26 protein-coding genes are annotated in these 23,216 nt (G+C 41.1%); 24 read left to right on the plus strand and 2 right to left on the minus strand.

Going from position 1 to position 23,216, the window contains the following annotated elements:
* Positions 1–6 precede the first annotated feature (6 nt).
* The 20 genes from AC4G3N_RS10345 (at position 7) to fabZ (ending at position 19,327) form a co-directional block, all read left to right on the plus strand.
* Entirely contained in the window at positions 7–1,107 is a 1,101-nt protein-coding gene (locus AC4G3N_RS10345) for an NADH-quinone oxidoreductase subunit D (protein WP_066103293.1), read from the plus strand.
* Positions 1,107–2,108: an NADH-quinone oxidoreductase subunit NuoH gene (gene nuoH, locus AC4G3N_RS10350; RefSeq protein WP_139892084.1), complete on the plus strand. Its 1,002-nt coding sequence runs from the start codon at positions 1,107–1,109 to the stop codon at positions 2,106–2,108. The genes AC4G3N_RS10345 and nuoH overlap by 1 nt, the downstream gene beginning before the upstream one ends.
* 33 nt (positions 2,109–2,141) lie before the next feature.
* Positions 2,142–2,558, plus strand: coding sequence for an NADH-quinone oxidoreductase subunit NuoI (gene nuoI, locus AC4G3N_RS10355; RefSeq protein ID WP_066103287.1), 417 nt, complete (start codon positions 2,142–2,144; stop codon positions 2,556–2,558).
* Positions 2,558–3,112 (plus strand): NADH-quinone oxidoreductase subunit J, encoded by a 555-nt coding sequence (locus AC4G3N_RS10360; protein ID WP_139892085.1) that lies wholly within the window; start codon positions 2,558–2,560, stop codon positions 3,110–3,112. Before nuoI ends, AC4G3N_RS10360 begins: the two co-directional genes overlap by 1 nt.
* A complete protein-coding gene (gene nuoK / locus AC4G3N_RS10365) occupies positions 3,109–3,423 on the plus strand; it encodes an NADH-quinone oxidoreductase subunit NuoK (protein ID WP_066103278.1) in 315 nt (104 codons plus the stop codon). The genes AC4G3N_RS10360 and nuoK overlap by 4 nt, the downstream gene beginning before the upstream one ends.
* Before the next feature lie 66 nt (positions 3,424–3,489).
* Positions 3,490–5,355, plus strand: a complete 1,866-nt coding sequence (gene nuoL / locus AC4G3N_RS10370) for an NADH-quinone oxidoreductase subunit L (protein WP_490552800.1) — start codon at positions 3,490–3,492, stop codon at positions 5,353–5,355.
* Entirely contained in the window at positions 5,352–6,872 is a 1,521-nt protein-coding gene (locus AC4G3N_RS10375; RefSeq protein ID WP_491090134.1) for an NADH-quinone oxidoreductase subunit M, read from the plus strand. The genes nuoL and AC4G3N_RS10375 overlap by 4 nt, the downstream gene beginning before the upstream one ends.
* 3 nt (positions 6,873–6,875) lie before the next feature.
* On the plus strand, positions 6,876–8,396 hold the full coding sequence (gene nuoN, locus AC4G3N_RS10380) for an NADH-quinone oxidoreductase subunit NuoN (RefSeq protein ID WP_139892088.1): 1,521 nt from the start codon (positions 6,876–6,878) through the stop codon (positions 8,394–8,396).
* Positions 8,397–8,703: 307 nt separating this feature from the next.
* Positions 8,704–8,937 (plus strand): DUF1146 family protein, encoded by a 234-nt coding sequence (locus AC4G3N_RS10385; RefSeq protein WP_066103265.1) that lies wholly within the window; start codon positions 8,704–8,706, stop codon positions 8,935–8,937.
* A gap of 87 nt (positions 8,938–9,024) precedes the next feature.
* Positions 9,025–9,735: a YwmB family TATA-box binding protein gene (locus AC4G3N_RS10390; RefSeq protein ID WP_066103262.1), complete on the plus strand. Its 711-nt coding sequence runs from the start codon at positions 9,025–9,027 to the stop codon at positions 9,733–9,735.
* Positions 9,736–9,767: 32 nt separating this feature from the next.
* Positions 9,768–11,069: a UDP-N-acetylglucosamine 1-carboxyvinyltransferase gene (gene murA, locus AC4G3N_RS10395; protein WP_066103259.1), complete on the plus strand. Its 1,302-nt coding sequence runs from the start codon at positions 9,768–9,770 to the stop codon at positions 11,067–11,069.
* A gap of 384 nt (positions 11,070–11,453) precedes the next feature.
* Entirely contained in the window at positions 11,454–11,627 is a 174-nt protein-coding gene (locus AC4G3N_RS10400) for a hypothetical protein (RefSeq protein ID WP_491090135.1), read from the plus strand.
* 102 nt (positions 11,628–11,729) lie between these two features.
* On the plus strand, positions 11,730–12,749 hold the full coding sequence (gene spoIID, locus AC4G3N_RS10405) for a stage II sporulation protein D (protein ID WP_491090136.1): 1,020 nt from the start codon (positions 11,730–11,732) through the stop codon (positions 12,747–12,749).
* Positions 12,750–12,908: 159 nt separating this feature from the next.
* Positions 12,909–13,745 carry a stage II sporulation protein SpoIIQ gene (spoIIQ, locus tag AC4G3N_RS10410; RefSeq protein WP_066103298.1) on the plus strand — a complete coding sequence of 279 codons (837 nt, stop codon included), beginning with the start codon at positions 12,909–12,911 and terminating at the stop codon, positions 13,743–13,745.
* A gap of 339 nt (positions 13,746–14,084) precedes the next feature.
* Complete coding sequence (gene spoIIID / locus AC4G3N_RS10415; RefSeq protein WP_139892089.1) at positions 14,085–14,351, plus strand: sporulation transcriptional regulator SpoIIID; 267 nt, start codon at positions 14,085–14,087, stop codon at positions 14,349–14,351.
* 189 nt (positions 14,352–14,540) lie between these two features.
* Complete coding sequence (locus AC4G3N_RS10420; protein WP_066103249.1) at positions 14,541–15,542, plus strand: rod shape-determining protein; 1,002 nt, start codon at positions 14,541–14,543, stop codon at positions 15,540–15,542.
* A gap of 817 nt (positions 15,543–16,359) precedes the next feature.
* Positions 16,360–17,193, plus strand: coding sequence for a flagellar hook-basal body protein (locus AC4G3N_RS10425; protein WP_491090137.1), 834 nt, complete (start codon positions 16,360–16,362; stop codon positions 17,191–17,193).
* A 37-nt stretch (positions 17,194–17,230) separates the two neighbouring features.
* Positions 17,231–18,076: a flagellar hook-basal body protein gene (locus tag AC4G3N_RS10430; protein ID WP_491090138.1), complete on the plus strand. Its 846-nt coding sequence runs from the start codon at positions 17,231–17,233 to the stop codon at positions 18,074–18,076.
* A 12-nt stretch (positions 18,077–18,088) separates the two neighbouring features.
* On the plus strand, positions 18,089–18,376 hold the full coding sequence (locus AC4G3N_RS10435; RefSeq protein WP_066105709.1) for a DNA-directed RNA polymerase subunit beta: 288 nt from the start codon (positions 18,089–18,091) through the stop codon (positions 18,374–18,376).
* A 516-nt stretch (positions 18,377–18,892) separates the two neighbouring features.
* Positions 18,893–19,327, plus strand: coding sequence for a 3-hydroxyacyl-ACP dehydratase FabZ (gene fabZ / locus AC4G3N_RS10440; RefSeq protein ID WP_066105716.1), 435 nt, complete (start codon positions 18,893–18,895; stop codon positions 19,325–19,327).
* Between the two features lie 132 nt (positions 19,328–19,459).
* On the opposite strand, the gene AC4G3N_RS10445 is transcribed toward fabZ, so the two are convergent.
* Entirely contained in the window at positions 19,460–20,512 is a 1,053-nt protein-coding gene (locus AC4G3N_RS10445) for an SDR family oxidoreductase (RefSeq protein ID WP_491090139.1), read from the minus strand.
* A gap of 374 nt (positions 20,513–20,886) precedes the next feature.
* Here AC4G3N_RS10445 and AC4G3N_RS10450 point away from each other — a divergent pair, with 374 nt between their 5' ends.
* Entirely contained in the window at positions 20,887–21,285 is a 399-nt protein-coding gene (locus AC4G3N_RS10450) for a hypothetical protein (RefSeq protein ID WP_066105720.1), read from the plus strand.
* Positions 21,286–21,319: 34 nt separating this feature from the next.
* Here AC4G3N_RS10450 and AC4G3N_RS10455 read toward each other — a convergent pair whose 3' ends face one another.
* Positions 21,320–21,733, minus strand: coding sequence for a YwpF family protein (locus AC4G3N_RS10455; protein ID WP_066105723.1), 414 nt, complete (start codon positions 21,731–21,733; stop codon positions 21,320–21,322).
* A 259-nt stretch (positions 21,734–21,992) separates the two neighbouring features.
* Between AC4G3N_RS10455 and AC4G3N_RS10460 the strand changes: the two genes are divergently transcribed.
* From AC4G3N_RS10460 to AC4G3N_RS10470, 3 genes are all read left to right on the plus strand, one after another.
* Complete coding sequence (locus AC4G3N_RS10460) at positions 21,993–22,367, plus strand: single-stranded DNA-binding protein (protein WP_066105726.1); 375 nt, start codon at positions 21,993–21,995, stop codon at positions 22,365–22,367.
* A complete protein-coding gene (locus AC4G3N_RS10465) occupies positions 22,364–22,552 on the plus strand; it encodes a hypothetical protein (protein ID WP_066105730.1) in 189 nt (62 codons plus the stop codon). Before AC4G3N_RS10460 ends, AC4G3N_RS10465 begins: the two co-directional genes overlap by 4 nt.
* Before the next feature lie 209 nt (positions 22,553–22,761).
* A complete protein-coding gene (locus AC4G3N_RS10470; RefSeq protein ID WP_490995020.1) occupies positions 22,762–23,205 on the plus strand; it encodes a CBS domain-containing protein in 444 nt (147 codons plus the stop codon).
* Positions 23,206–23,216 lie beyond the last annotated feature (11 nt).

Here is a 23,216-nt window from a genome sequence, read left to right on the forward strand (position 1 = left end):
GAGGGCATGATTCGAACGGAAGAAATGCTTTTGAATGTAGGACCGCAGCATCCAAGTACGCATGGGGTTTTGCGGATTGTCGTTAAAATTGATGGAGAAATCATTACCGAGGCAAAACCGGTTATTGGCTATTTACATAGAGGAACGGAAAAGCTGGCGGAGAACCTGCAATACACTCAAATTATTCCCTACACCGACCGGCTTGATTATTTATCTGCCATGACCAATAACTATGTGCTCTGCCATGCGGTCGAAACAATGATGAAGATTGAAGTGCCTGACCGGGCTGAGTATTTAAGGGTTATGGCCATGGAACTGGGGCGGATATCGAGCCATCTTGTGGCATGGGGGACATTCGTGCTGGATTTGGGAGCGACCAGTCCATTTATCTATGCATTCAGGGAAAGGGAAATGATTCTTAATTTCCTGAATGAGCTATCTGGTGCCCGACTGACATTTAATTATATGCGTGTTGGTGGTGTGAAATGGGATGCACCGGATGGATGGATTCAAAAGGTGGCTGAATTTATTCCATATATGCGTGAACAGCTGCAGGGATACCGTCAACTGGTAAGCGGAAATGAGATCTTTTTGACACGGGTGAAGGGTATAGGAATTTACTCCGCTGAAGAAGCGATTGCCTATTCATTAAGCGGTCCAAATTTAAGATGCACAGGTGTGAAACAGGACTTACGAAAAACGGCTCCTTATTCGATTTATGACCGTTTTGATTTTAAAATAGTTACACGTGAAACAGGGGATGTGTTATCCAGATATGAAATTCGTCTGGATGAAATCGAAGAATCCTTAAAGATTCTTGAACAATGTATTGAACAATTTCCTTCTGATGGGCCTGTTATGGCTAAGGTTCCAAAAATAATAAAGCCGCCAAAAGGGGAAGGGTACGTCCGAATTGAATCACCAAGAGGAGAAATCGGTTGTTACATAGCGAGCGAGGGAAAAAAAGAGCCGTACCGTCTTAAATTCAGGCGCCCGTCTTTTTACAACCTGCAAATTTTGCCGAAGTTATTAAAGGGAGAAAATATCGCCAATCTGGTTGCAATATTGGGTGCAATTGATATTGTCCTTGGGGAGGTTGATGGGTAATGATTCAAAATTTACTTACCTCAACTCCGAGCTGGAGTTCATTTGCAGTCTTTGCTGGTTCGGCAATTGTACTCATGTTCGTCATACTGGGATTCGTGACATTTGCCATTTTAGCAGAGCGAAAGGTTATGGGGTATATGCAGCTGCGCCATGGACCCAATCAGCTTGGAGGGAAATGGGGCTTACTCCAGACAGTTGCAGATGTCCTCAAATTACTACTTAAGGAAGATACGATTCCAGATCAGGCTGATAAACCATTGTTTAAATTGGCTCCCTTTATTGCGTTTGCACCTGCGATGGTTGTTGTAGCTACATTGCCATTCACAGAAGCTCTGCAATTTGCGGATTTGGGTGTAGGGTTGCTCTATTATATTGCAGTATCTGGGGTTAGTACAGTTGGGATATTGGCAGCAGGATGGGCTTCCAATAATAAATATTCCTTAATGGGCGGGATGCGTGCAGGTGCACAAATGATTTCCTATGAGGTTCCGCTCGTCATGTCTGTGATTGGGATTGTTCTCTTAACAGGCAGCTTAAATTTAAATGATATTGTAGAATCCCAGGCAGGTGTTTGGAATATTATCCGCCAGCCAATTGCGTTTGTTGTCTTTCTGATAGCGGCAGTAGCAGAATTAAATCGCGTTCCTTTTGATTTATCCGAGGCTGAATCGGAGCTGGTAGCAGGATTTCATGTTGAATATTCGGGTTTTAGATGGGCATTCTTTATGCTTTCAGAGTATGTGTACATGTTTGCGATGGCCACATTGACTGTAATCCTGTTTTTTGGAGGGTGGCAGCCTCTCCCGTTCCTTGATTGGATTCCAGGTGCCGTTTGGTTCAGCTTGAAATGGTTTGCGGTCACGTTTTTCCTAGTTTGGATTCGTGTGACGTTCCCACGTTTACGAGCAGATCATTTAATGGAGTTTGGCTGGAAGGTGTTATTGCCGGTTGCCTTACTAAATATCTTTGTAACAGCATTAGTCATAAAAATAATAGCCTAAGATAGAGAGAGTAATAGAGGGAGGGAGAAAAAAATGTTCGGTTTAGCTAAGGGTCTGAAGTACACACTGAAGAATTTATCTCGTGAAAAAGTGACCTACGATTATCCAAATGAGTCGATTATGGTACCCGATCGTTTCCGCGGCATTCAAAAATTTTATCCCGAAAAATGCATTGTATGTAATCAATGTATGAATATTTGTCCAACAGATTGTATTCATCTGACAGGTAAAAAACACCCTGACTCTACTAAAAAAGGCAAAATTATCGATACCTATGATATAAATTTTGAGATTTGTATACTATGTGATTTATGCACAGAGGTTTGTCCGACTGAAGCCATTGTGATGACGAATAATTTTGAACTGGCGGAGTATAGCCGGGATGAGTTATTTAAGAATCTGGAGTGGCTTGATGAAAATGACGAAAATATTCGAAAGGTGAATCAATAATGAGTGGAGAAATGACAGCATTCATTGTGCTGGGATTAATAGCAATCTGCGGCGCTGTGCTGATGATCCATCTAACCAAGGTCATGCATATGATGGTGTCACTTGTGTTTACCTTTATCAGCATTGCCGGAATCTATGTGTTACTGTCAGCAGAGTTTGTGGCGGTAGTCCAAATCATGATTTATTCTGGAGCGATCACAATCATTATGCTTTTTGGAATTATGCTGACCAATCACCGGGATCCAAGTGTAACAAAGGCAGGCATGTGGAGGAAAGCCTTTGTCCTAATAGGAGTTTTGGGCTTTGCAGGTGCAGTCTATGCAGGCATCTACAATTTAAACTTTGCAGAGACTGTCAATACAGCAGGTGGCGAGACAGATCTGGTCAGCCAATCGAGTACTCTGCATTTAAATAATACAGAGAAAATTGGGATTGCTATTTATACGAAATTTGTGATTCCATTTGAGCTTGTATCCGTATTGCTGCTGGTTGCCTTGGTAGGTGCCGTCGTATTGGCGAAAAAAGATGATCAGAAGGAGGGGGAGGAGAAATGACTTCAGTTCCGCTTCCTGCCTATTTAACACTAGCGTTGACACTATTCTGTATTGGGCTTTATGGTGCTCTGACAAAGCGAAATATAATTATTGTCCTCGTATCGATTGAATTAATGCTAAATGCCGTGAATATCAATCTAGTAGCTTTCAGTAAGCTTGGACCGGCCCCTGCCATAACCGGGCAGGTATTTGCTTTGTTTGCGATTGCAGTAGCAGCTGCCGAGGCTGCAGTAGGACTCGCGATTTTATTTTCACTTTATCGGAATCGAAAAACTGTCAATATAGATGAAATGGACACATTGAAAAATTAACGTCAATGGATAACACGAATTGAAGAGGGGAACTGCTGCTCTTCAATCATAAGGGGAAATGTTTATATGATGAAGCTTGTATGGGTCATTCCTCTTTTCCCGCTCCTGTCATTTGTGCTTCTGCTTGTGGTTGGAAAGAGGCTGAAGGCTTCGAGTGCATACATAGGGATTGGCTTCACGTTACTTACTTTCCTTTTCTCCCTCCTGGTTCTCATTGGCCGCCTTCAATCACCAGACTATCGCTCTGTAGTGGATTGGCTAAGAATTGGTGAGAACCAAGTGACAATGGGGGTAGAGGTAAACCAATTAAATGCGTTGATGCTGGTGATTGTTTCACTTGTAAGCTTACTGGTACATATTTATTCAATTGGGTATATGCAAGGCGATGGAAGGGTGCCTGTTTTCTTTGCTTATTTGGGGCTGTTTACATTCGCCATGCTGGGTTTGGTGGTTTCACCGAATCTCCTGCAGCTCTATATCTTTTGGGAATTGGTCGGATTGGGATCATTCCTGTTGATTGGCTTTTATTTTTACAAGGATGCTGCCAGGCGCGCAGCTAAAAAAGCGTTTATTATGACCAGAATTGGAGATATCGGACTTTTAATCGGCATTATCCTCTTATTCTGGAAAACAGGCAGCTTTGAGTATGAAGCGATTTTCTCAGCTGTAGAAAATGGAGTCCTGACTTCAGGCTGGATTACAGCCACAGCGCTGTTGATTTTTATTGGTGCTATCGGGAAATCTGGCCAGTTTCCATTACATACATGGCTTCCTGACGCGATGGAAGGCCCGACTCCCGTATCGGCATTAATCCATGCCGCTACCATGGTGGCAGCCGGCGTCTATTTAGTCGCAACGATGTTTCCTCTGTTTGCAGCGAGTGAAACAGCCATGCTGACTGTAGCGATTGTTGGTGCGTTTACAGCCATCTTTGCCGCTGCAATTGCCACAGTCCAAAAGGATATTAAACGGATCTTGGCTTACTCCACGGTCAGCCAGCTCGGCTATATGATGCTCGCACTTGGGACAGCAGGCTATGTGGCCGGTGTATTCCATTTAACGACTCATGCATTTTTTAAAGCACTATTGTTCCTGGCAGCCGGCAGTGTCATCCATGCTGTTCATACTCAAAATATCGACGAGATGGGTGGCTTGTGGAAAAAATTACGGCGAACTGGTCCATTGTTTTTAATCGGGACATTGGCCTTAACCGGATTTCCACTCCTATCAGGATTCTTTAGTAAGGATGAGATTCTTATATCTGTTTGGGAGAGCGGCCATACCGTCCTATTTATAGTTGCATTACTAACATCCATTTTGACGGCTTTTTATATGTTCCGCCTGTTCTTTATCGTATTTTGGGGACCATCATGTAATGAAACAAAGGATGTGCAGGAATCACCTGGTTCCATGACAGCTCCGATGATGATACTTGCTGTACTTTCTATCTTTGCAGGCTATGTTAACACCCCGTGGTTTGGAACTTTTCTTGGGGATTGGCTGGCTGATGGGAACCGATATCTGGACCATGCACATATAGAGGGGCCAATTTGGATACCTATTGTGGCAACTCTTGCCTTTTTAATTGGAAGCGGCACCGCCTGGCTGATTTATGGTAAAAGGAAAAGTGTCGGTGTGGAGAAGGAAGTTCCGGGACCGCTTTATCAAATACTGGAGAACAAATTTTATATCGATGAATTTTACGAGTTTACAATTGTGCGGATGGTGAAGGGCTTCGGAATGATTCTCTCCTGGGTTGAAAAATATATCCTGCAGGGAATTGTGTCATCTGTTTCTTACTTGATCAATTTTGGCGCTACTAAAGGTGCCAATGCGCATAATGGCCAAATGCAGATATATGGGACGATTGCTCTGATTGGCCTGGCTGCCGTACTTGTGATCTTTGCATGGACAGGAGGGTATGTCAGATGAACCCATATATTCTTAGTTTGCTCGTTTTCTCCCCTTTGCTAGGGATAGCTGGATTAATGTTTGTTTCGAAAAACAATGAAAACGCACTGAAACGATTAGGTATATTGGGAACCATTCCACCATTGATTCTTACAATCTACCTATATAGTGAATATCTATCTGGAACGAAATTTACGGTGTTTTCGGTTTTTCATAAGTGGTTTCAATTAGGAGGCGGGGGAGTTAGGCAAAGTCAATTATATGCCATACCCTTTGAACTGAGCCTGAACGGAATCTCCCTTGTGATGGTAATTCTTACAGCGATTTTATCAACATTGGCAGCACTAGCCTCTGTTCTTCAGATAAAAAAAGAATGGAAGGGCTATTTTATTCTTCTTCTCTTATTAGAGGTTGGTATGCTGGGTGTCTTCCTATCTCAGAATCTGATTTTATTCTTCCTCTTCTTTGAGGTTACCTTGGTGGTCATGTTCTTCTTGATTGGGAAATGGGGTTATTTCGACAAAGAAAAAGCCGCATTTAGCTTCTTGATTTATAACGGCTTAGGCTCTTGTATCCTCTTGTTTGTCATCATGGTACTTTTTGCGAGAACCGGCACAGCCAATATTGAGATATTGGGGCAAATCTTATCAGTTGGCGGGCAGACGCTTCTAGCTCCAATCAGTACAGAATTGAAATATATCCTCTTTACGGGGATTGTCATCGCTTTTGGAATCAAGCTGCCGATTTTTCCGTTCCATTCCTGGATGCTGCGAGTCCATGTACAGGCGCCTCCAGCAATTGTTATGCTGCATGCCGGAGTATTACTGAAGATTGGTGCTTATGGGTTAATCAGATTTGGAATGGGATTGTTCCCAGGTGAGTTTAAAGAGATGGCCTTTTGGATTGCTTTGCTTGGCGTCATTAATTTCCTATATGGTGCTTGGCTTGCTTTGCAACAAACGGATTTCAAGCTCGTGCTGGCCTATTCCTCAATCTCTCATATGGGAATTGTCCTTATGGGACTGGGGGCATTAAATACAGCAGGAATTCAGGGTGCTTTATTTCAGGTTGTATCTCATGGCTTGATCGCCGCCTTGCTTTTTTTACTGGTTGGCTTTCTTTATGAAAGAGTCGGAACTACAAATCTGAAAGAACTTGGTGGATTGGCTAAATCTATTCCGGTTTTCTCGGGGATTTTACTGGCAGGAGGGATGGCTTCACTCGGTTTGCCGGGGATGTCCGGTTTTATCAGTGAATTCATGGCGTTCATGGGATTGTTTAAGACCGAACCAATCCTTGCTGCCATTGGTACGTTAGGAATTGTATTGACTGCTGTTTACGTGCTGCGTGCCGTTCTAAATATGACATTTGGAGCGCCCAAGAACGAGTTATCCATCGCCGACTTAAAACCGAACGAAGCGGTACTGGCATTTGTATTACTTGGTTTTATTATTTTGATCGGCGTCTGCCCTGCCATCCTGGAAGGACCGCTTCAGGCTGAAATTGCTGACATGATGACAGGGATAGGGGGTGACTAAGATATGGATATGGAAACATTACTGTCGATGAACTGGAATTTAATGATACCTGAATTTATAATCCTTGGTGCAGCGATCATCCTCTCTATATTGGATTTATGCATGCCTAAACAATTTGGAAGAAAGGTACTTGGCTGGTTTGCTTTTGGTAGTATCGGGCTTGCCATCATTTCTTTAATTGGCTTATTCCCATTGGAGGCTGGCTCGATTTTGTATGATACATTCCGATTGGACGCCTTTGCCAAAGCATTTAAGCTTATACTTTTGATTGGATTAGCCTTTGTCATGGTGCTGGCTGTGGTACATAAACCGAGAGCTGGGATGCAGCCGTATCAGGCAGAATTTTATTATTTACTTCTAACTGCTTTATTAGGTGCCATGATCATGACATCAAGCGGAGATTTGATTACATTGTTTGTGGGGCTAGAGCTTTTGTCCGTTTCATCCTATATTCTGGCTGGAATGCAGAAAAATAACCGAAAATCAGCTGAAGCTTCAATGAAATATGTGGTCAATGGGGGAATCTCGACAGCCATCATCCTGTTTGCACTGAGTTATATGTACGGCGTGAGCGGGACGACGAATATATTCGAAATTGGAACTATATTTGCCACCCAAGAAAACTCGCAGCTTCAATATATTGCTGGACTATCCTTCTTTATTTTCGTAATCGGGATATCCTTCAAGCTGGCAACCGTGCCTTTCCATATGTGGGCACCTGATGTATATGAAGGATCGCCGACGCCGGTGACTGCCTTCTTGAGTATTGTTTCAAAAGCAGCAGGCTTTGCGCTTTTACTTCGTATCGTTGTTACCGTGTTTTTAACAGCAACAATGGATGATATCGGATTCCTATCGATTTTTACGGCCAATCAAAACTATCTGGCTGTCCTGGCTAGTATAACGATGATTGCCGGAAATCTAATTGCATTAAGGCAAAAGAATCTGAAACGAATGCTTGCTTATTCAAGCATTGCCCATGCAGGATATTTGCTTGCTGCGGTTACAGCCTTTGGAGAATATACGATTGAATCGATTTGGTACTATTTTGCTGCATACATCCTAATGATGACCGGGGCCTTTGCCGTCATCCAATTCATAGCAGAAGATAGGAAGATTGGGGACGAGGATCAATATATGATGGCCGGCCTGTATAAAAAATCACCATTTTTGGCGGTTTCCATGTGTATTTTCATTCTCTCCATGGCAGGAATTCCTGGTACGGCAGGGTTCATTGCAAAGCTGAATATTTTCATGAACCTTTTTGCGAAGGAACAAGGCCATTATATACTGGCAGCAATCATGCTGGTGACTACCGTAATTTCCTATCTCTATTACTTCAACATCATTGTCCATCTCTTTATGAGGACGGAAGAAGAAACAAAAGGTAAGATGAAAATATCAGTCATCCACTATGTAATCGGAATTTGTGCTGTGGGATCGATCCTGTTCGGATTATTCCCTCATTATTTGCTCGATTTCTTCCATCAGAACTTCACGGATATATATCAAATGTTAAAATAAATTTACATGACCAGGAGGGAAAATACCTCCTGGCTTTTTATTTGTTTTCTTTGTAAAGAAAACTTAATAATTACCATTAAATTGTGAAGAAGTGAATCTAGCTATTAACAGGTGTTATGTTGTAAAATAATATTATGCGTGCCTAAATATGTCTGTTTATTACATTATTTGATAGAATCCGTTTATTTCATACGATTTAGATTCTTTTTGTTAGAAAATGTCGATAATTTGTAGAAAAAGAGGAACGGTCCTTTTAAATATGGTACACTGAATTCGTATATCTTTAGTTTTGAAAGGAAAAAAGACCATGAATTCATTCGGAATGCAAGCTTTGCTCAGTATTGTGAGTCATTTGTTTTTTATAGCTGTTACATGGTGGGCATTACAAGCGCTGCACTTTGATAAGCTGCTGAGAGCAGGAAGAGTATTTCAGGCAAGAGTGCTGTATATATTGCTGACCATTACCATCGGTTCAGCAGTCAGCGGATTTTTTCTTGATTACTGGAGTTATGCTCAGCAATTAACGAATCTCTTTAATTAACCGAAGCTGTCAGAAAGTGACGAACGGATTTCTGTATGCATATGATTCCCTAAGGTAAAACTAAGGCAATAGGGGAGAGTGGCATACATGAAAAAAGTGATTCTTTCAATAATTGTTGGTTTGATGATTTTATATGTGGGGAATAAAACGACAGAAGCATTGGCTAAAAGCGACTTGCTAATGATTGCTGAGGGTATAAAGCGTGTCGATCCAGCAGCAGAAATAACGGATTGGATTGTTTTGGCCCGAGCAAGTGTTGATAATCAATTTTCTGAAGTGGCGGCTGACATACAGACTGAATATACCAATTATGTTTGGAGCGAAGATTCCAGCAGCAACGGAAAAACATTGGTTGGTACATATCTGAATGAAAAGTTGAATATTACCTCGAAGATTAAAATCATGTCCAGTGATTCACAAAAAACAGTTCTAATTACGAGTATAGAAGGGACTGAGTGGACACGTGGACAAGTTGATTTTATCCAAAACTGGCTAAAAAATGGGACAAAGGTCATGTTTAAGGACCCCCCTCACTATTTCTCTTGTATCAAAGGGATAACCGGTGCTAATATGGATAAGGTTCTACTAAAAAACTGGATGAATGAATATGAAGCTAAGTCAATGGAAAGTGCAATAGAAAGTAATTTTATTTCTGTTGCTGCAAAAAGCAATCAATTTAAGAATATGATGACCAATGGAATGAACCTCCAACTGGCCTTTCGAGATATCAGAGAGGATCAAAAGAACAGTGGGACACAGTTTACCATTGGCACACCGATAATAGCATTTGAATACTAATATAGAGATATTGAACGCGGAGGGGAATAACTTTGGAAAAAATCATTGTCCGCGGCGGAAACAGGTTAGAAGGTACAGTTCGTGTAGAGGGTGCAAAAAACGCCGTTTTACCTGTATTAGCTGCAACATTATTAGCAAGTGAAGGAAAAAGCGTTCTTAAAGACGTTCCGGAGCTATCCGATGTATATACAATTAATGAAGTAATCCGAAATTTAAATACAGAAGTCACTTTTAGCAATAATACTGTAACAGTGGATGCCTCAAAGCCATTAGCAGAAGAAGCGCCGTTCGAATACGTTCGTAAAATGCGTGCTTCAGTCCTTGTAATGGGATCTTTATTGGCTAGAAACGGAAAAGCTCGCGTCGCTTTACCTGGCGGCTGTGCAATTGGTTCACGTCCAATTGATCAGCATCTAAAAGGATTTGAAGCAATGGGCGCTAAAGTGAGAGTCGGCAACGGTTTTATCGAAGCTGAGGTTGATGGTCGTCTTAAAGGTGCAAAAATCTATTTGGATTTCCCAAGTGTAGGAGCTACTGAAAACATCATGATGGCTGCTGCATTGGCAGATGGTGTCACTGTATTAGATAACTGTGCAAAAGAACCTGAAATTGTGGACCTGGCTAACTATTTGAATAAAATGGGTGCAAAGGTTAAGGGTGCAGGAACAGCTACAATCCGTATTGAGGGTGTAGAAAAGCTATATGGTACTGAACATTACATTATTCCTGACCGTATTGAAGCTGGAACTTTCATGGTTGCTGCTGCAATTACAGGCGGAAATGTATTGGTGCAAGGTGCAGTAATGGAGCACTTATCCTCTCTTGTGGCTAAAATGGAAGAGATGGGTATTACAATCAAAGAAGAGAAAGATGGCCTGCGTGTAATTGGGTCAGATAGCATGAAAGCAGTAGATATTAAAACAATGCCGCATCCAGGGTTCCCGACTGATATGCAATCTCAAATGATGGCATTGTTGTTACGTGCCAATGGAATAAGCATGATTACTGAAACGGTCTTCGAAAACCGCTTTATGCATGTAGAAGAATTCCGTCGCATGAACGCTGATATTAAAATTGATGGCCGTTCTGTTATAATTTCTGGAGAAGCAAACCTTCAGGGAGCTGAAGTAGCAGCTACAGATCTGCGCGCAGCAGCAGCCTTGATTTTATCCGGACTTGTTGCTGACGGTGTCACTCGGGTAACAGAGCTTAAGCACTTGGATCGTGGATATGTGAATTTCCATGGTAAACTTGCTGCGCTTGGTGCAGATATCGAGCGTATTAATGAATCCTCTGAGCAGGAAGAATCTACAGTTATTGCGGAAAACGCGTAAATTTTAGTGCGTTGAAAGCCAGACAGAAATGTCTGGCTTTTTCGTTTTCACGAAAAACGGTGGACAATTTATTGGTTACCTTTATATAAATATCAACGTATATAGAGTTACCCACAGGTGTATAAACAAATTAACAACAAGTTATTCACAATTGTAACAGGGTTATCAACAGCCTTATCCACATAAATCGGTGTGAAAATAGCTCTCCAACATTTCAAACCTTTATTTTTCAAGTTTTTTTAAAGATTTTATTAAAAATATTGGTCGTTCACTAGTTATCCACAACTTTATACACAATTCCATCACTTCTGGGGGTAACTCACTAAATAATCTGAAATTTTAATAGACTATAATTGATAAAATAAAGGAAAGGAGATTTTTAGTTTGAAAGACATAAGCGTATCGACCATAATAAAACTTATTTTAATTGTTTGCTTAGCGGTTTTAATCTTTAAGGTAGATAAGATTTTATTTGATGTTTTATTGTTTGGAATCATTCTATATATTTTATTTAGTCTTTACAGAAACTATGAAAAGAAAAAGAAGAATCATTCCTAATAAATAGTTTGCCCCTCTTAACTATTTATAGACATATTCATATAAGAGAATTCATACATATGAAGTGTTGGACAGTTAACTGAATAGAGGGGAGACTACTATATGAAGCATTGGAAACCGATTATTTTTGCTATTAGTCTTGTTGCAGCCGTTACTATTATGATTCCCACACTCCTGGTCGCACCTTTTAATGATGATGAAGCAGAGGCTGAGCAGCGCGTGTTAAGGGAACCGAAACAGCAGCCGGAGAAAAAGGCCGAGATACAAACAACCATCCAAGTGTACAGAAACACTCAAAAGACGGTGGAGGCTGTAGATTTGGAGGAATACGTAGCTGGTGTAGTTGCCGCTGAAATGCCTGCTAATTTCGAGTTAGAGGCATTAAAGGCACAAGCCCTGACAGCCAGAACGTTTATCGTAAAGGCACTTACAGCCACAACGAAGAAGGAAATTCCAAAGGGTGCCGATATAACGGATACTGTGAATGATCAGGTCTATTTAAATGATAAAGAGTTAAAAGCTGCCTGGGGAAATAAATATCAAACGAATATGCAAAAGATTAAAGAGGCCGTTTCCGCAACGAAAGGGCAGCTTTTAACCTATAAGGAAGAATTAATTACTCCATCTTTTTTCTCAACCAGCAATGGATACACCGAGAACTCAGAAGATTACTGGCCGAATGCACTTCCATACCTGCGCAGTGTGGCCAGTCCCTGGGATGAGAAATCCCCAAAATATTTAAGCGAAACAACGATATCGTTATCAGAGTTTGAACGTCTCCTAAATGTGAAGGTTGCGAGCAAAGAGGATGTTGGCAAGATAATTAGCCGAACAGAAGGAAATCGAATTGGAGAAATCGAGATAGGCGGTAAACGTCTCACTGGTAAAAAGGTAAGAGAGCAGCTTGGCCTTAAATCAAGTGATTTCTCCTGGTACAAAAAGGGCGACCAAGTTGTAATCACGACAAAGGGCTACGGTCATGGAGTAGGAATGAGTCAGTATGGAGCGAACGGAATGGCACAGTCAGGTAAATCCTATAAGGATATCATCTCCTACTATTATAAAGACGTAAAAATATCACAGGCAACAGCCTACCTGCCTACGTATACAGCGAAGAAGTGAACTGACCAGAGCCTTTGTATAGGCTCTTTTTTATTTTCTTCTTATAAATAAATTATTTCATGCATAATTTCAGCTTGTTTTACAAAAGATATAAATTTTTTCACCGCCCATGTATATATTTTCTGAAAAGTGTTCAGAATGATGACAGAGGTGATGAAAATGAGAGAGGAAGAAAATAAACGATCTTCTCAGTCAAAAGTAAAAAGTATAATGAAAAAGCGTTGGTTTTTGCCGGCAGTTTATATTTTTAGTGCAGCGGTCCTTTTGACAGGTATTTTAGTTTATCAAGCAAGCGATAATGAATTTACGCAAGATCCATCTGAGAACAAACAAAACATTACGTCTGAAAATAATGAGCCATCTATTGAAGTGAACAATTCGCTGGAAACCTTCACAATTCCAATGAGCGAGGCAGAGTCTGCTGTCATTAAAAAGGAATTTTATGATGTGGATGGAGATACAAAGCAACAGGAAGCATCCCTTGTTGTCTATAATAATACGTATCAGCCTAACACAGGAATCGACTATGCCATGAAGGATGGAAAAGGCTTTGATGTTACGGCTTCTATGAGCGGAAAAGTGAAAAGTGTGCAGGAAGATGCATTACTCGGTAACTTAGTTGTTGTTGAGCACGATAAAGGGATAGAAACTCATTATTCCTCCATTAAGGATATTAAAGTAAAAGAGGGAGACAACCTTAAACAAGGTGAAACCTTTGCCAAAGGCGGAACAAGTGCTATTAATGAAGAAGCTGGCACCCATGTCCATTTCGAAGTGAGAAAAGATAATGTTGCTGTCAACCCGTTAGAGTATCTTGATAAACCAATCAGTTCTTTGAAAGCTGAGAAAAAGGAAGCCGATACAAAGGCTAAAGATTCAGCTGATCAAGAAAAAGAAGAAACAACTGAAAATCAAGATGATGCAGGTAATGAAACATCTGAGGACTCAAATGAGAATCAAGAGTCCGATCCAAATCAAGAACCAGGTAACGAATAAAGAAAATGCCTTCAGGCTCTATTGTCTGGAGGCATTTTTTTCGACGTATTGCCTGTTATTTCTCGGGAAATAGTGCAGGAAAAAAAGTTGTCGAATAGGCTTAAATGGCACGAAAACCAAAGAAGTCTTGTCCTTATTGCATGTTTTGTGCATAAAAGTGGAACCAAGCTAATAAACTTTTACAAACCTGACACATAGAGAATGCAAGAGGTGAAGACTCGTTAAATCTATCAGGAATCCAAGACAATGAATTACTCATTCATAAAAATACATACTAAAGGCTGCAATACAGCGAATCAACATCTCGTACTTCTCAAAAAAATAGGGAGGGCGAGGGAATTGCACGATTACATCAAAGAAAGAACTATCAAGATTGGAAAGTATATCGTGGAAACGAGAAAAACAGTTCGCGTAATCGCGAAGGAGTTTGGTGTATCCAAAAGTACTGTCCATAAAGATCTAACTGAACGACTGCCAGATATAAATCCGGAATTGGCTAATGAGGTTAAGGAAATACTTGATTATCATAAATCAATCAGGCATTTAAGAGGCGGAGAAGCAACCAAGCAGAAGTATAAAAAAACAGAGGAAGAGCCGGTTCAGTAATTGAATAACAGGAGGAAGGGGCCGGAGGAAATCAACGGCCTTTTTAATTTGAGTCATATTCCCTACACTGTTCCTGAATATGGCAGATTTTTTGGTAATATAGTTCCTTTTGTTCTACAAAATATGATAAAATTTTTAATTAGTACAGTAGAAGGAATTGTAGAGTTCCTTGAGGAGGATAATTAGGTTATGTTTTCGAGAGATATTGGAATCGATTTAGGTACTGCAAATGTACTCATTTATGTAAAGGGTAAAGGAATTGTGCTGAATGAGCCATCTGTCGTAGCCTTGGATAAGAATACTAATCGTGTATTAGCTGTTGGAGAAGAAGCACGCCGTATGGTTGGTCGTACTCCAGGACATATTGTTGCCATTCGACCGCTTAAAGATGGAGTGATTGCTGACTTTGATGTAACGGAATCCATGTTAAAATACTTCATTAACAAATTGGACGTAAAAGGATTCTTATCAAAACCACGTATCTTGATTTGCTGTCCAACTAATATTACAAGCGTTGAACAAAAAGCGATTCGTGAAGCAGCCGAGAAAAGCGGCGGCAAAAAGATTTACCTTGAGGAAGAGCCAAAGGTAGCGGCAATCGGCGCAGGTATGGACATCTTCCAACCAAGCGGTAACATGGTCATCGATATCGGCGGAGGCACAACTGATATTGCCGTATTATCAATGGGCGATATCGTTACATCAGCATCCATAAAAATGGCTGGTGACAAATTTGATGCCGAGATTCTAAATTACATCAAACGTACATACAAGCTTTTAATCGGAGAGCGTACAGCTGAAGATATAAAAGTGAAAGTTGCGACCGTTTTTAAAGGTTCCCGTAATGAAACTATTGATATTCGCGGACGTGATATGGTGACAGGGCTACCAAAAACCATCACAGTTGGTTCAGAAGAAATCGAAGAGGCATTACGTGAGTCCATTCATGTCATTGTTCATGCAGCAAAATCTGTGTTGGAGCAAACACCTCCAGAACTATCCGCTGATATTATTGATCGCGGAGTAATTCTAACAGGCGGCGGAGCTCTGCTTCACGGCATGGACATGTTATTGGCTGAAGAACTAAAGGTACCTGTATTAATCGCAGAAAATCCAATGGATTGCGTAGCAATAGGAACAGGTATGATGCTTGATAATATTGATCGAATCACTCGCCGTAAATTAGTATAATCACCAGGCAATATAAAACCAGTTCAGTTGATGAACTGGTTTTTTTGTATGGGTAAGGGATGTCCTCTTGTGGAGGGCAATGCCGTGCGTGGGAATGATTCATCTATGCTGCGACCTGTGCCTGTGTAAAGGTGGGTCATAGGTAAGTGAAAGGTAGGTGAGAGGTGTAGTAAAGCAGCTACAGTCCGCCTATGCCCTGGCTATGAGGCACCTATACCCGGGTATAGGCCGGTCAAAGGTAGGTGAAAGGCAGAGGAAAGCAGGTATGGTCCACCTATGCCCTGGCTATGAGGCACCTATACCCGGGTATAGGCCGGTCAAAGGTAGGTGAAAGGCAGAGGAAAGCAGGTATGGTCCACCTATGCCCTGGCTATGAGGCACCTATACCCGGGTATAGGTCGGTCAAAGGTAGAGGAAAGCAGGTATGGTCCACCTATGCCCTGGCTATGAGGCACCTATACCCGGGTATAGGTCGGTCAAAGGTAGGTGAAAGGTAGAGGAAAGCAGGTATGGTCCACCTATGCCCTGGCTATGAGGCACCTATACCCGGGTATAGGTCGGTCAAAGGTAGGTGAAGGGTAGAGGAAAGCAGCTATGCTCCGCCTATGCCCCGGCTATGGAGCGCCTATACCCGACCTATGCAACACCTCTACAACATCTCTCCTTCCACACAACTCCAGTTAACACTACAAAGTCCACATATACTCCCCCTATGTCGAGAGAAATCGGTTTTTAGGAAAAAAGTCCGTATCTTATAAAATTATTCCCTATATAATGGTAATATGGGTGTTTGTTAGGCCTATTTGGGGGTGGAGAAATGTTTAAAGGATTCTATACAGCGGCATCCGGTATGCTGGCTCAGCAACGCAAAACGGAGCTGCTTGCAAATAATTTAGCGAATGCCAACACGGTCGGCTATAAAGAGGATCAAGCGAGTGTACGCTCATTTCCAGAAATGCTGCTTAGCAGTTATGAAAAAGTGAATCTTCCCGTTGAGGAATCAGTATCCATCAATCACTCAAAATATGTAGGTGCATTGAACACGGGTGTTTATGTACAGGAGACTATCCCATCTTTTTCACAGGGTGATGTTAAAACAACCGACAATACTACGGACATGGCTATTGTAGATCAAGCTATGCCTATTGATCCTGAAAGGAATCAACCGGGTACGGCCCTGTTTACAGTTGAGACTCCTGATGGCTTGAGATATACACGGAACGGGAATTTTACATTAGATGGCTCAGGCTATTTAACAACTGCAAACGGTTATTATGTTCTAGATGAGAATAGGAAACGTATCCTTTTAAACTCCGAAAATTTTGCGATTAGTTCTCAGGGTGAGATATCTGAGGGAACATTGAATAGAGGACGAATTGGAATAAGCTTTAGCGCTACTCCAACGGCACAGCTCATCAAGGAAGGCGATGGATTATACCGGATCAATGAAGGAGAGCTGCCTTCTGCCTATACATTAAATAATGTTCAATTTGCTGTTCAACAAGGTTCAATTGAACAGTCCAATGTGGATTCATCCAAAACCATGACGGACATGATGGCTGCCTATCGTACATTTGAAGCCAATCAAAAGATTGTACAAGCCTATGATCAAAGCATGCAAAAAACCGTCAATGAAATAGGTAAGCTGTAATCGATAAAGAGCTGAATGAAGAGGAGGGTAAATAAGGATGAATCGAATGATGATAACCTCATCAAATACAATGGGGCAGCTGCAAAAGAAGCTAGAAACAGTTTCGAATAATATATCAAATACTTCGACGACCGGTTTTAAAAGAAAAGAAACCTATTTCTCAGACATGCTCGCTCAGGAATTCAATAATCAGGAGCGAACTAAGAAGGAAAAAGGCCGATTGACGCCAAATGGTATTCGAGTGGGTGTTGGCGCAAAAATGAGTCAGTCTCAGCTTAATTTGGCACAGGGTAATCTGCAAAAAACGGAACGTGACTTGGATGTCGCCCTTACTAATGAGAATTTATTTTTTGCTATACGTACGGCAGATGGCACTAGCAGTGAGCTTGGTTACACAAGGGATGGGGCTTTTTATCTTAGTCCAGCTTCAGATGGATCTAATCAAGTGCAATTGGTAACATCAAATGGCAGTGCAGTATTGGATGAAAATAATCAGGAAATTAGGATAAATGGTAACCCTAGTGACATAACATTTATAGATAACGGCCAGCTAAATGTCACTACTGAAAATGGGACTCAATCATTTAATCTGGGGATTATCTCCGTCAAGAAGCCACAATTTATGGAAATGATAAATAATAATACTTTCACTCTTCCGAAAAATATGGCACAATTGGATGTATCAGAAAACGACATATATACCCAACTAACCGGTGCTTTTAGAGAAGAAATTTCTATGGTTCAAGGAAACTTGGAGCAATCTAATGTCGATATTAGTACTGAGATGACAGAAATGATGCAAACTCAGAGGTTATATCAATTTCAATCACGAACGGTTAGTATGGCCGATCAAATGATGGGGTTGGTCAACGGTATTCGTTAAAGGAGTAAAAGAATGCAAGCGTTGGTTAATAATAAAAGTGAGCAGACTGAGTCTGAACCAAACAGTCGAATAGATAGAAAAAAACTGGGTAATGATCAAAAAATCAAAATCCGGTTAGTGCCACTTTGGGCTCGTATTATAATTGTCCTTGTGTTGACGATGATGGCCCTTGTTGGTGGAGCCATGGTTGGCTATTCCGTTATGGGTGATGGAAAAGCAATGGATGTATTTAAGAAATCTACATGGACTCATATCGTTGATCTGGTCAATAAGGACACGACGGAGAATAAAGACAAATAATACGGGCAGGAAGGCAAGATACAGCCCTTCCTGTTTTTTATTGGATGGGAGAAGTTTGATGAAAAGTGGTCTTACCACTTTCGCGTCTCATTACATTTGTCGCGGGCTACAGGATGTAGGTCATGAAGACGTGGCCAAAGGACGTGGCGCATTTAGTCTTCGTTCATTGAATAAGGCCCTTCAGCTTTATAGTGTAATCCAGCTTCGACGGCTAGAAGCTCAGGACATAAGCATGACCTCGGCAGGAGGAAGAACACCTCCTTCCGATGTCCTGTCTTATGCTCCTCGCGAGCCTACAGGATGTAGGTCATGAAGACGTTGCCACAGGACGTAGCGCATTTAGTCTTCGTTCATTGATTAAGTCGTCTCAGCTTTTTAGTCAATCCAGCTTCAGGGCCTAGCCGCTCGAGGTTGTAAGGATAGCCACTGCGGGAGAAGAGCCTCCCTACGTGCCTCTCCTTACACTTGTCGCGGCTGACCAAGGCCCTTCAGCTTTATAAATAAGGGGGAAATTATATGTTAGATGTTCAGCAAATTAAGGAGATTATTCCGCATCGGTATCCGTTTTTGTTGGTTGATCAGATTTTGGAGGTTGATGAGGGGAAGCGGGCAGTTGGTGTTAAGAATGTGACGGCGAATGAGGAGTTTTTTAATGGTCATTTTCCGGATTATCCGGTTATGCCGGGGGTGCTGATTGTGGAGGCGCTGGCACAGGTGGGAGCGGTGGCTGTTCTGATTAAAGAGGAAAATAAGGGCAGGCTTGCTTTTTTTGCCGGTATCGATAAATGCCGCTTTAAGAGACAGGTGCGTCCTGGTGACCAACTGCGTTTGGAAGTAGAATTGACGAGAGTACGCGGTCCGATTGGAAAAGGAATTGGCAGGGCAACTGTGAATGGTGAGCTGGCTTGTGAAGCTGAAATAACGTTTGCTTTAGGCGATCAGAAATCCTAAAATCCTTAATACTCATATTCAAAAAATGAAAAAGCAGAAGGGCCAAAATGTACTGGCCTTAAAAGTTAGACAACAAACAACTTTTAAGGGGCAGTTCACATAAATAGCCTTTCTGCTTTTTTTTAATATCGCCTACTTATTTTGCATGAAGGTAGCCAATAGGCAAGCACCGATCCCGGCTGCCAGTACGGAAGTTAGGACTGGGTGTTTGGATGCTTTTACATAATAGCTTGTTTCGCGGATCCAGCCTTTATTGGTGCCGCGTTCATGCAATCCATATCCAGCTTTATACAAGGCGCTTTCCTCCGGTGGGTTGGAGGGACGGTCATCATGCTGTGTATGATACATAGTCTTTTCCATAAATTTATCAGTAAGCCTTGGGGCAAACCGGCCAAGCATAGCCAGGAGTTTAGCCTGAGATCCAACATACATATCGCGTTTTGGATGCTCTGCGGCAAAAAGGATGGCCTCGGCTACTGTTTCAGGTGCATAAATCATCCCTATATGGGTCGGCTGCTTTTCCAGATAACTACGAGCGTGCTCATTGTAAGGTGTGTCAATTCTTCCGGGATGAATGAGTGTCACAGAAATCGGCGCATTTTCCTTCTCGAGCTCCATCCGCAGGTTCTCCGTCCAGCCGTGTAAAGCAAATTTTGCGGAAGAATAGGTTGACTGAACAACAGTTCCCCTATCGCCGAAGAAGCTGCCGATATTAATAATGGCACCTGGGCCACCACGTGTTTTATAATGCTCGACCGCGATTCTGGATCCGTATACGACACCCCAAAAAACAGTATCAAACATGCGGCGCATATCTTTTATGCTGACTTCGGTTGTTTTTCCATAAATCGAAACACCCGCATTGTTCACCCATGTATCAAAGCCGCCAAAATTCAAGATGGCTGTTTCAGCAATTTTAAGGACATCCTCTTCAACACCAACATCTGCATCAACCCAGACTGCTTCATGCCCCTTGCTTTTCAATTCGTAGACTAATTTCTGGAGGGCATCTTTATTCCGGGCTGCCACAACAACCTTGGCTCCTTTTTCAGCTGCCATACGTGCCGTAACAAGCCCAATCCCACTAGAAGCACCAGTAATAACAATTACCTGGTCTTTCAGCTCCTTTAAATGGAGTCTCTCCATAGATTGATCTTTCATCTGTTCGACTTTTTTTATATCCATAAAGTATTCCTCACTTATGATGTATGCCTTTTACCTTGAGGCCTTTATGCAAAATGCTTTCAGGAACTCCGGCTGTATTAGTATGAACCATCCATACAATAAAAATTAGGGTAAGCATCAGCTGAAATAAGGAGCGAACACATTTACGGTGAAGGGAATTTTCACAAATACGTTTAGAATTTACCTGTTTGTGTTATTAAAGGAATATAGGCTAGTGTAAAAGCACTGGCACGTGGATAACCATATCACTTCTCCCTATTTGAAGGCCCAAATGTTTGGGCCTGCTTTTTTTTGCTCCATCATAATCTGCCCTCTTCTGGGTAATCTAAAAACAGACCTGATCAGGTCATAAAAGTTTGAAAGGAGCATGCCGAATGCAGAAGTTTTATAAAGCGATTATGGGGGTTGCGTTGGCATCTGTGTTAATGGTGGGGTGTAATAATAACGATGACAATAACCCGCCTCCAGAAGGTAACAACAACCATGAGCAAAATAACGGTACGAACGATAATAATGGGATAGATACGAACGAAAGTACAAAAGATAATAATGGTACAAATGGTAACAACGGAACGAATGGTAACAATGGTATCAATCGTAACAATGATAATAATGGTATGAATGATATCAATGATAATGGTTCCGATCTAGATAGTGGCAATTTAGATACAGATGTAAGAGAAGATGGGGATAGAATCAGGAACGATGCAGATCGAGGCGCAGACGATATCCTTGATAACAACAATAACAATGGTAAAGATAAAAATAAGTAACAAGTTTAAGCTGGCGAGGTAATCTCGCCAGCTGTTATTTATTACTACCCAGGCCTTCTTTAAAGGCGTTTTTTAAATCCTCACCATTATATCCTTCATCTACTAGTGTATCCAATAGGAATTCAACGGCTTCTCTTCTGCGATTGCGAATCTTTGCCCGAAACAGGATGCTGGCGAATTGATCCATCTTGCGGACATCAGCGATAGTTGCATCGAAGTAGGCAGGGATATTATCCTTCTTTGTGATGATACAGCTAACGGTAAGCTTGTCAGTATCAGCAGTGATTTCCTTGAAAAGATTGAAATGTTCATAATCAACGACTGCCTCAATAAGCCAAGTGTTAGCCTCATTTTCTTTATTAATAATTAATCCGTCTAGGATATGTAATTCGGTTGGATGCTGATTGTCTGGAAGTAACTGCAAGGAAACTAACTTAAAGGTTTTCATCAACTTACCTCCAATTTTAAATTATTATATGTTCATTATAGCATGGTAAAAAAAAGAAAAAATATTTATATTGTTTGTCGAAGAGTTTGTTAAATAATTCACAGATTATAAATATTGATTACAAACACCATATTTATATATTCAAAAAGGAAATTTGAGTGAAAATCTCCCTCTAAAGTCCCAAATCGCCTCTTTTACTTTTAACCATAACTCTTTTATGATACCTCTGTAAGCTATAAAAAAGAGAGGTGAAGGTAGTATGTTAAATCAGGTTGCGCTTGTTGGAAGGTTGACGAAGGATCCTGATCTGCGTTATACACCGGAGGGAAAAGCTGTATCAAACATTACTTTGGCCGTTACGAGAAATTTTAAGAATGCTGATGGCGAGTATGGGACGGACTTTGTAAACTGTACACTTTGGAATCGGGCAGCTGAAAATACCGCATCCTATTGTCAAAAAGGTTCTGTAGTCAGTATCGTTGGAAGAATTCATACACGTAATTATGAAAATCCAGAAGGAAAGCGTACGTATGTAACAGAAGTTATAGTGGAAAGTGTTAACTTTTTAGATCGAAAACGGGTGAATAACCTTCATGAAGGCAGTCTGGAAACGAACGCAGTGCCTATTTTATGAACGAGCGGGAAGTAGTCGCTGATTTAATCCGAATCGTTGGCAGTGTAAATAGCCGTGTATCCAAAAGTGAGTCAGATTTGAGAAAAATCGAACAGACCCTGCAAATCCTCATAAAAGAATTGTCTAACATGAAGGAGCTTCAATATCAATTATGTGAACAAACGTATCAACTCCACGAACATTAATCCCTCACAAACATAATCTGCACACAAAATGCCTCCAATACACTTATAAAAGTTATACCCCCTCTTGATAGCCGCCAATGCGCGGCTTTTTTTCAGTTTTGGGATAATTATTTTGCTAAAAGGTAAATTTCTATTAGAAATAGAATTGAAATTATTGGTAAGATAACGGTAGATACATATTTTCTTATTACAGCCAGGAGGGATTTAAGGTGAAAGCAAAGGATTTCATGATTAAGGATGTAATCAGTTTAAATGAAGATGCAAGTATTAAAACATTGCTGGAAGTATTGATGAAACATAAAATCGGAGGACTTCCTCTGGTCGATCCAAACAATAAACTGTTAGGGATTGTAACAGATGGGGATGTCCTGAGATATATGAACCCAAAAGCCTTCATTTCCTCTTATGTCACTTATATAGAAGAGTTGGATGAAACCTTAAAATCAAAAAGTGAATCTCCGGTTAAAGCAATTATGAAGAAAAAAGTAGTCTTTGTTCGAGAAGAGGATGAGCTTGAAGATGTACTCAAGCTGCTGGCAACACATCACTTCAAAAAGATACCTGTAGTCAATGGAAATCGTGAGGTTGTAGGTGTAATTAGCCGTGGGGATATGATTCGTAAATTAGGCGAGTTACTACTTGAAAAATTGTAAGAGAAAGGAGG

It is taken from the genome of Bacillus sp. z50 (assembly GCF_058313585.1).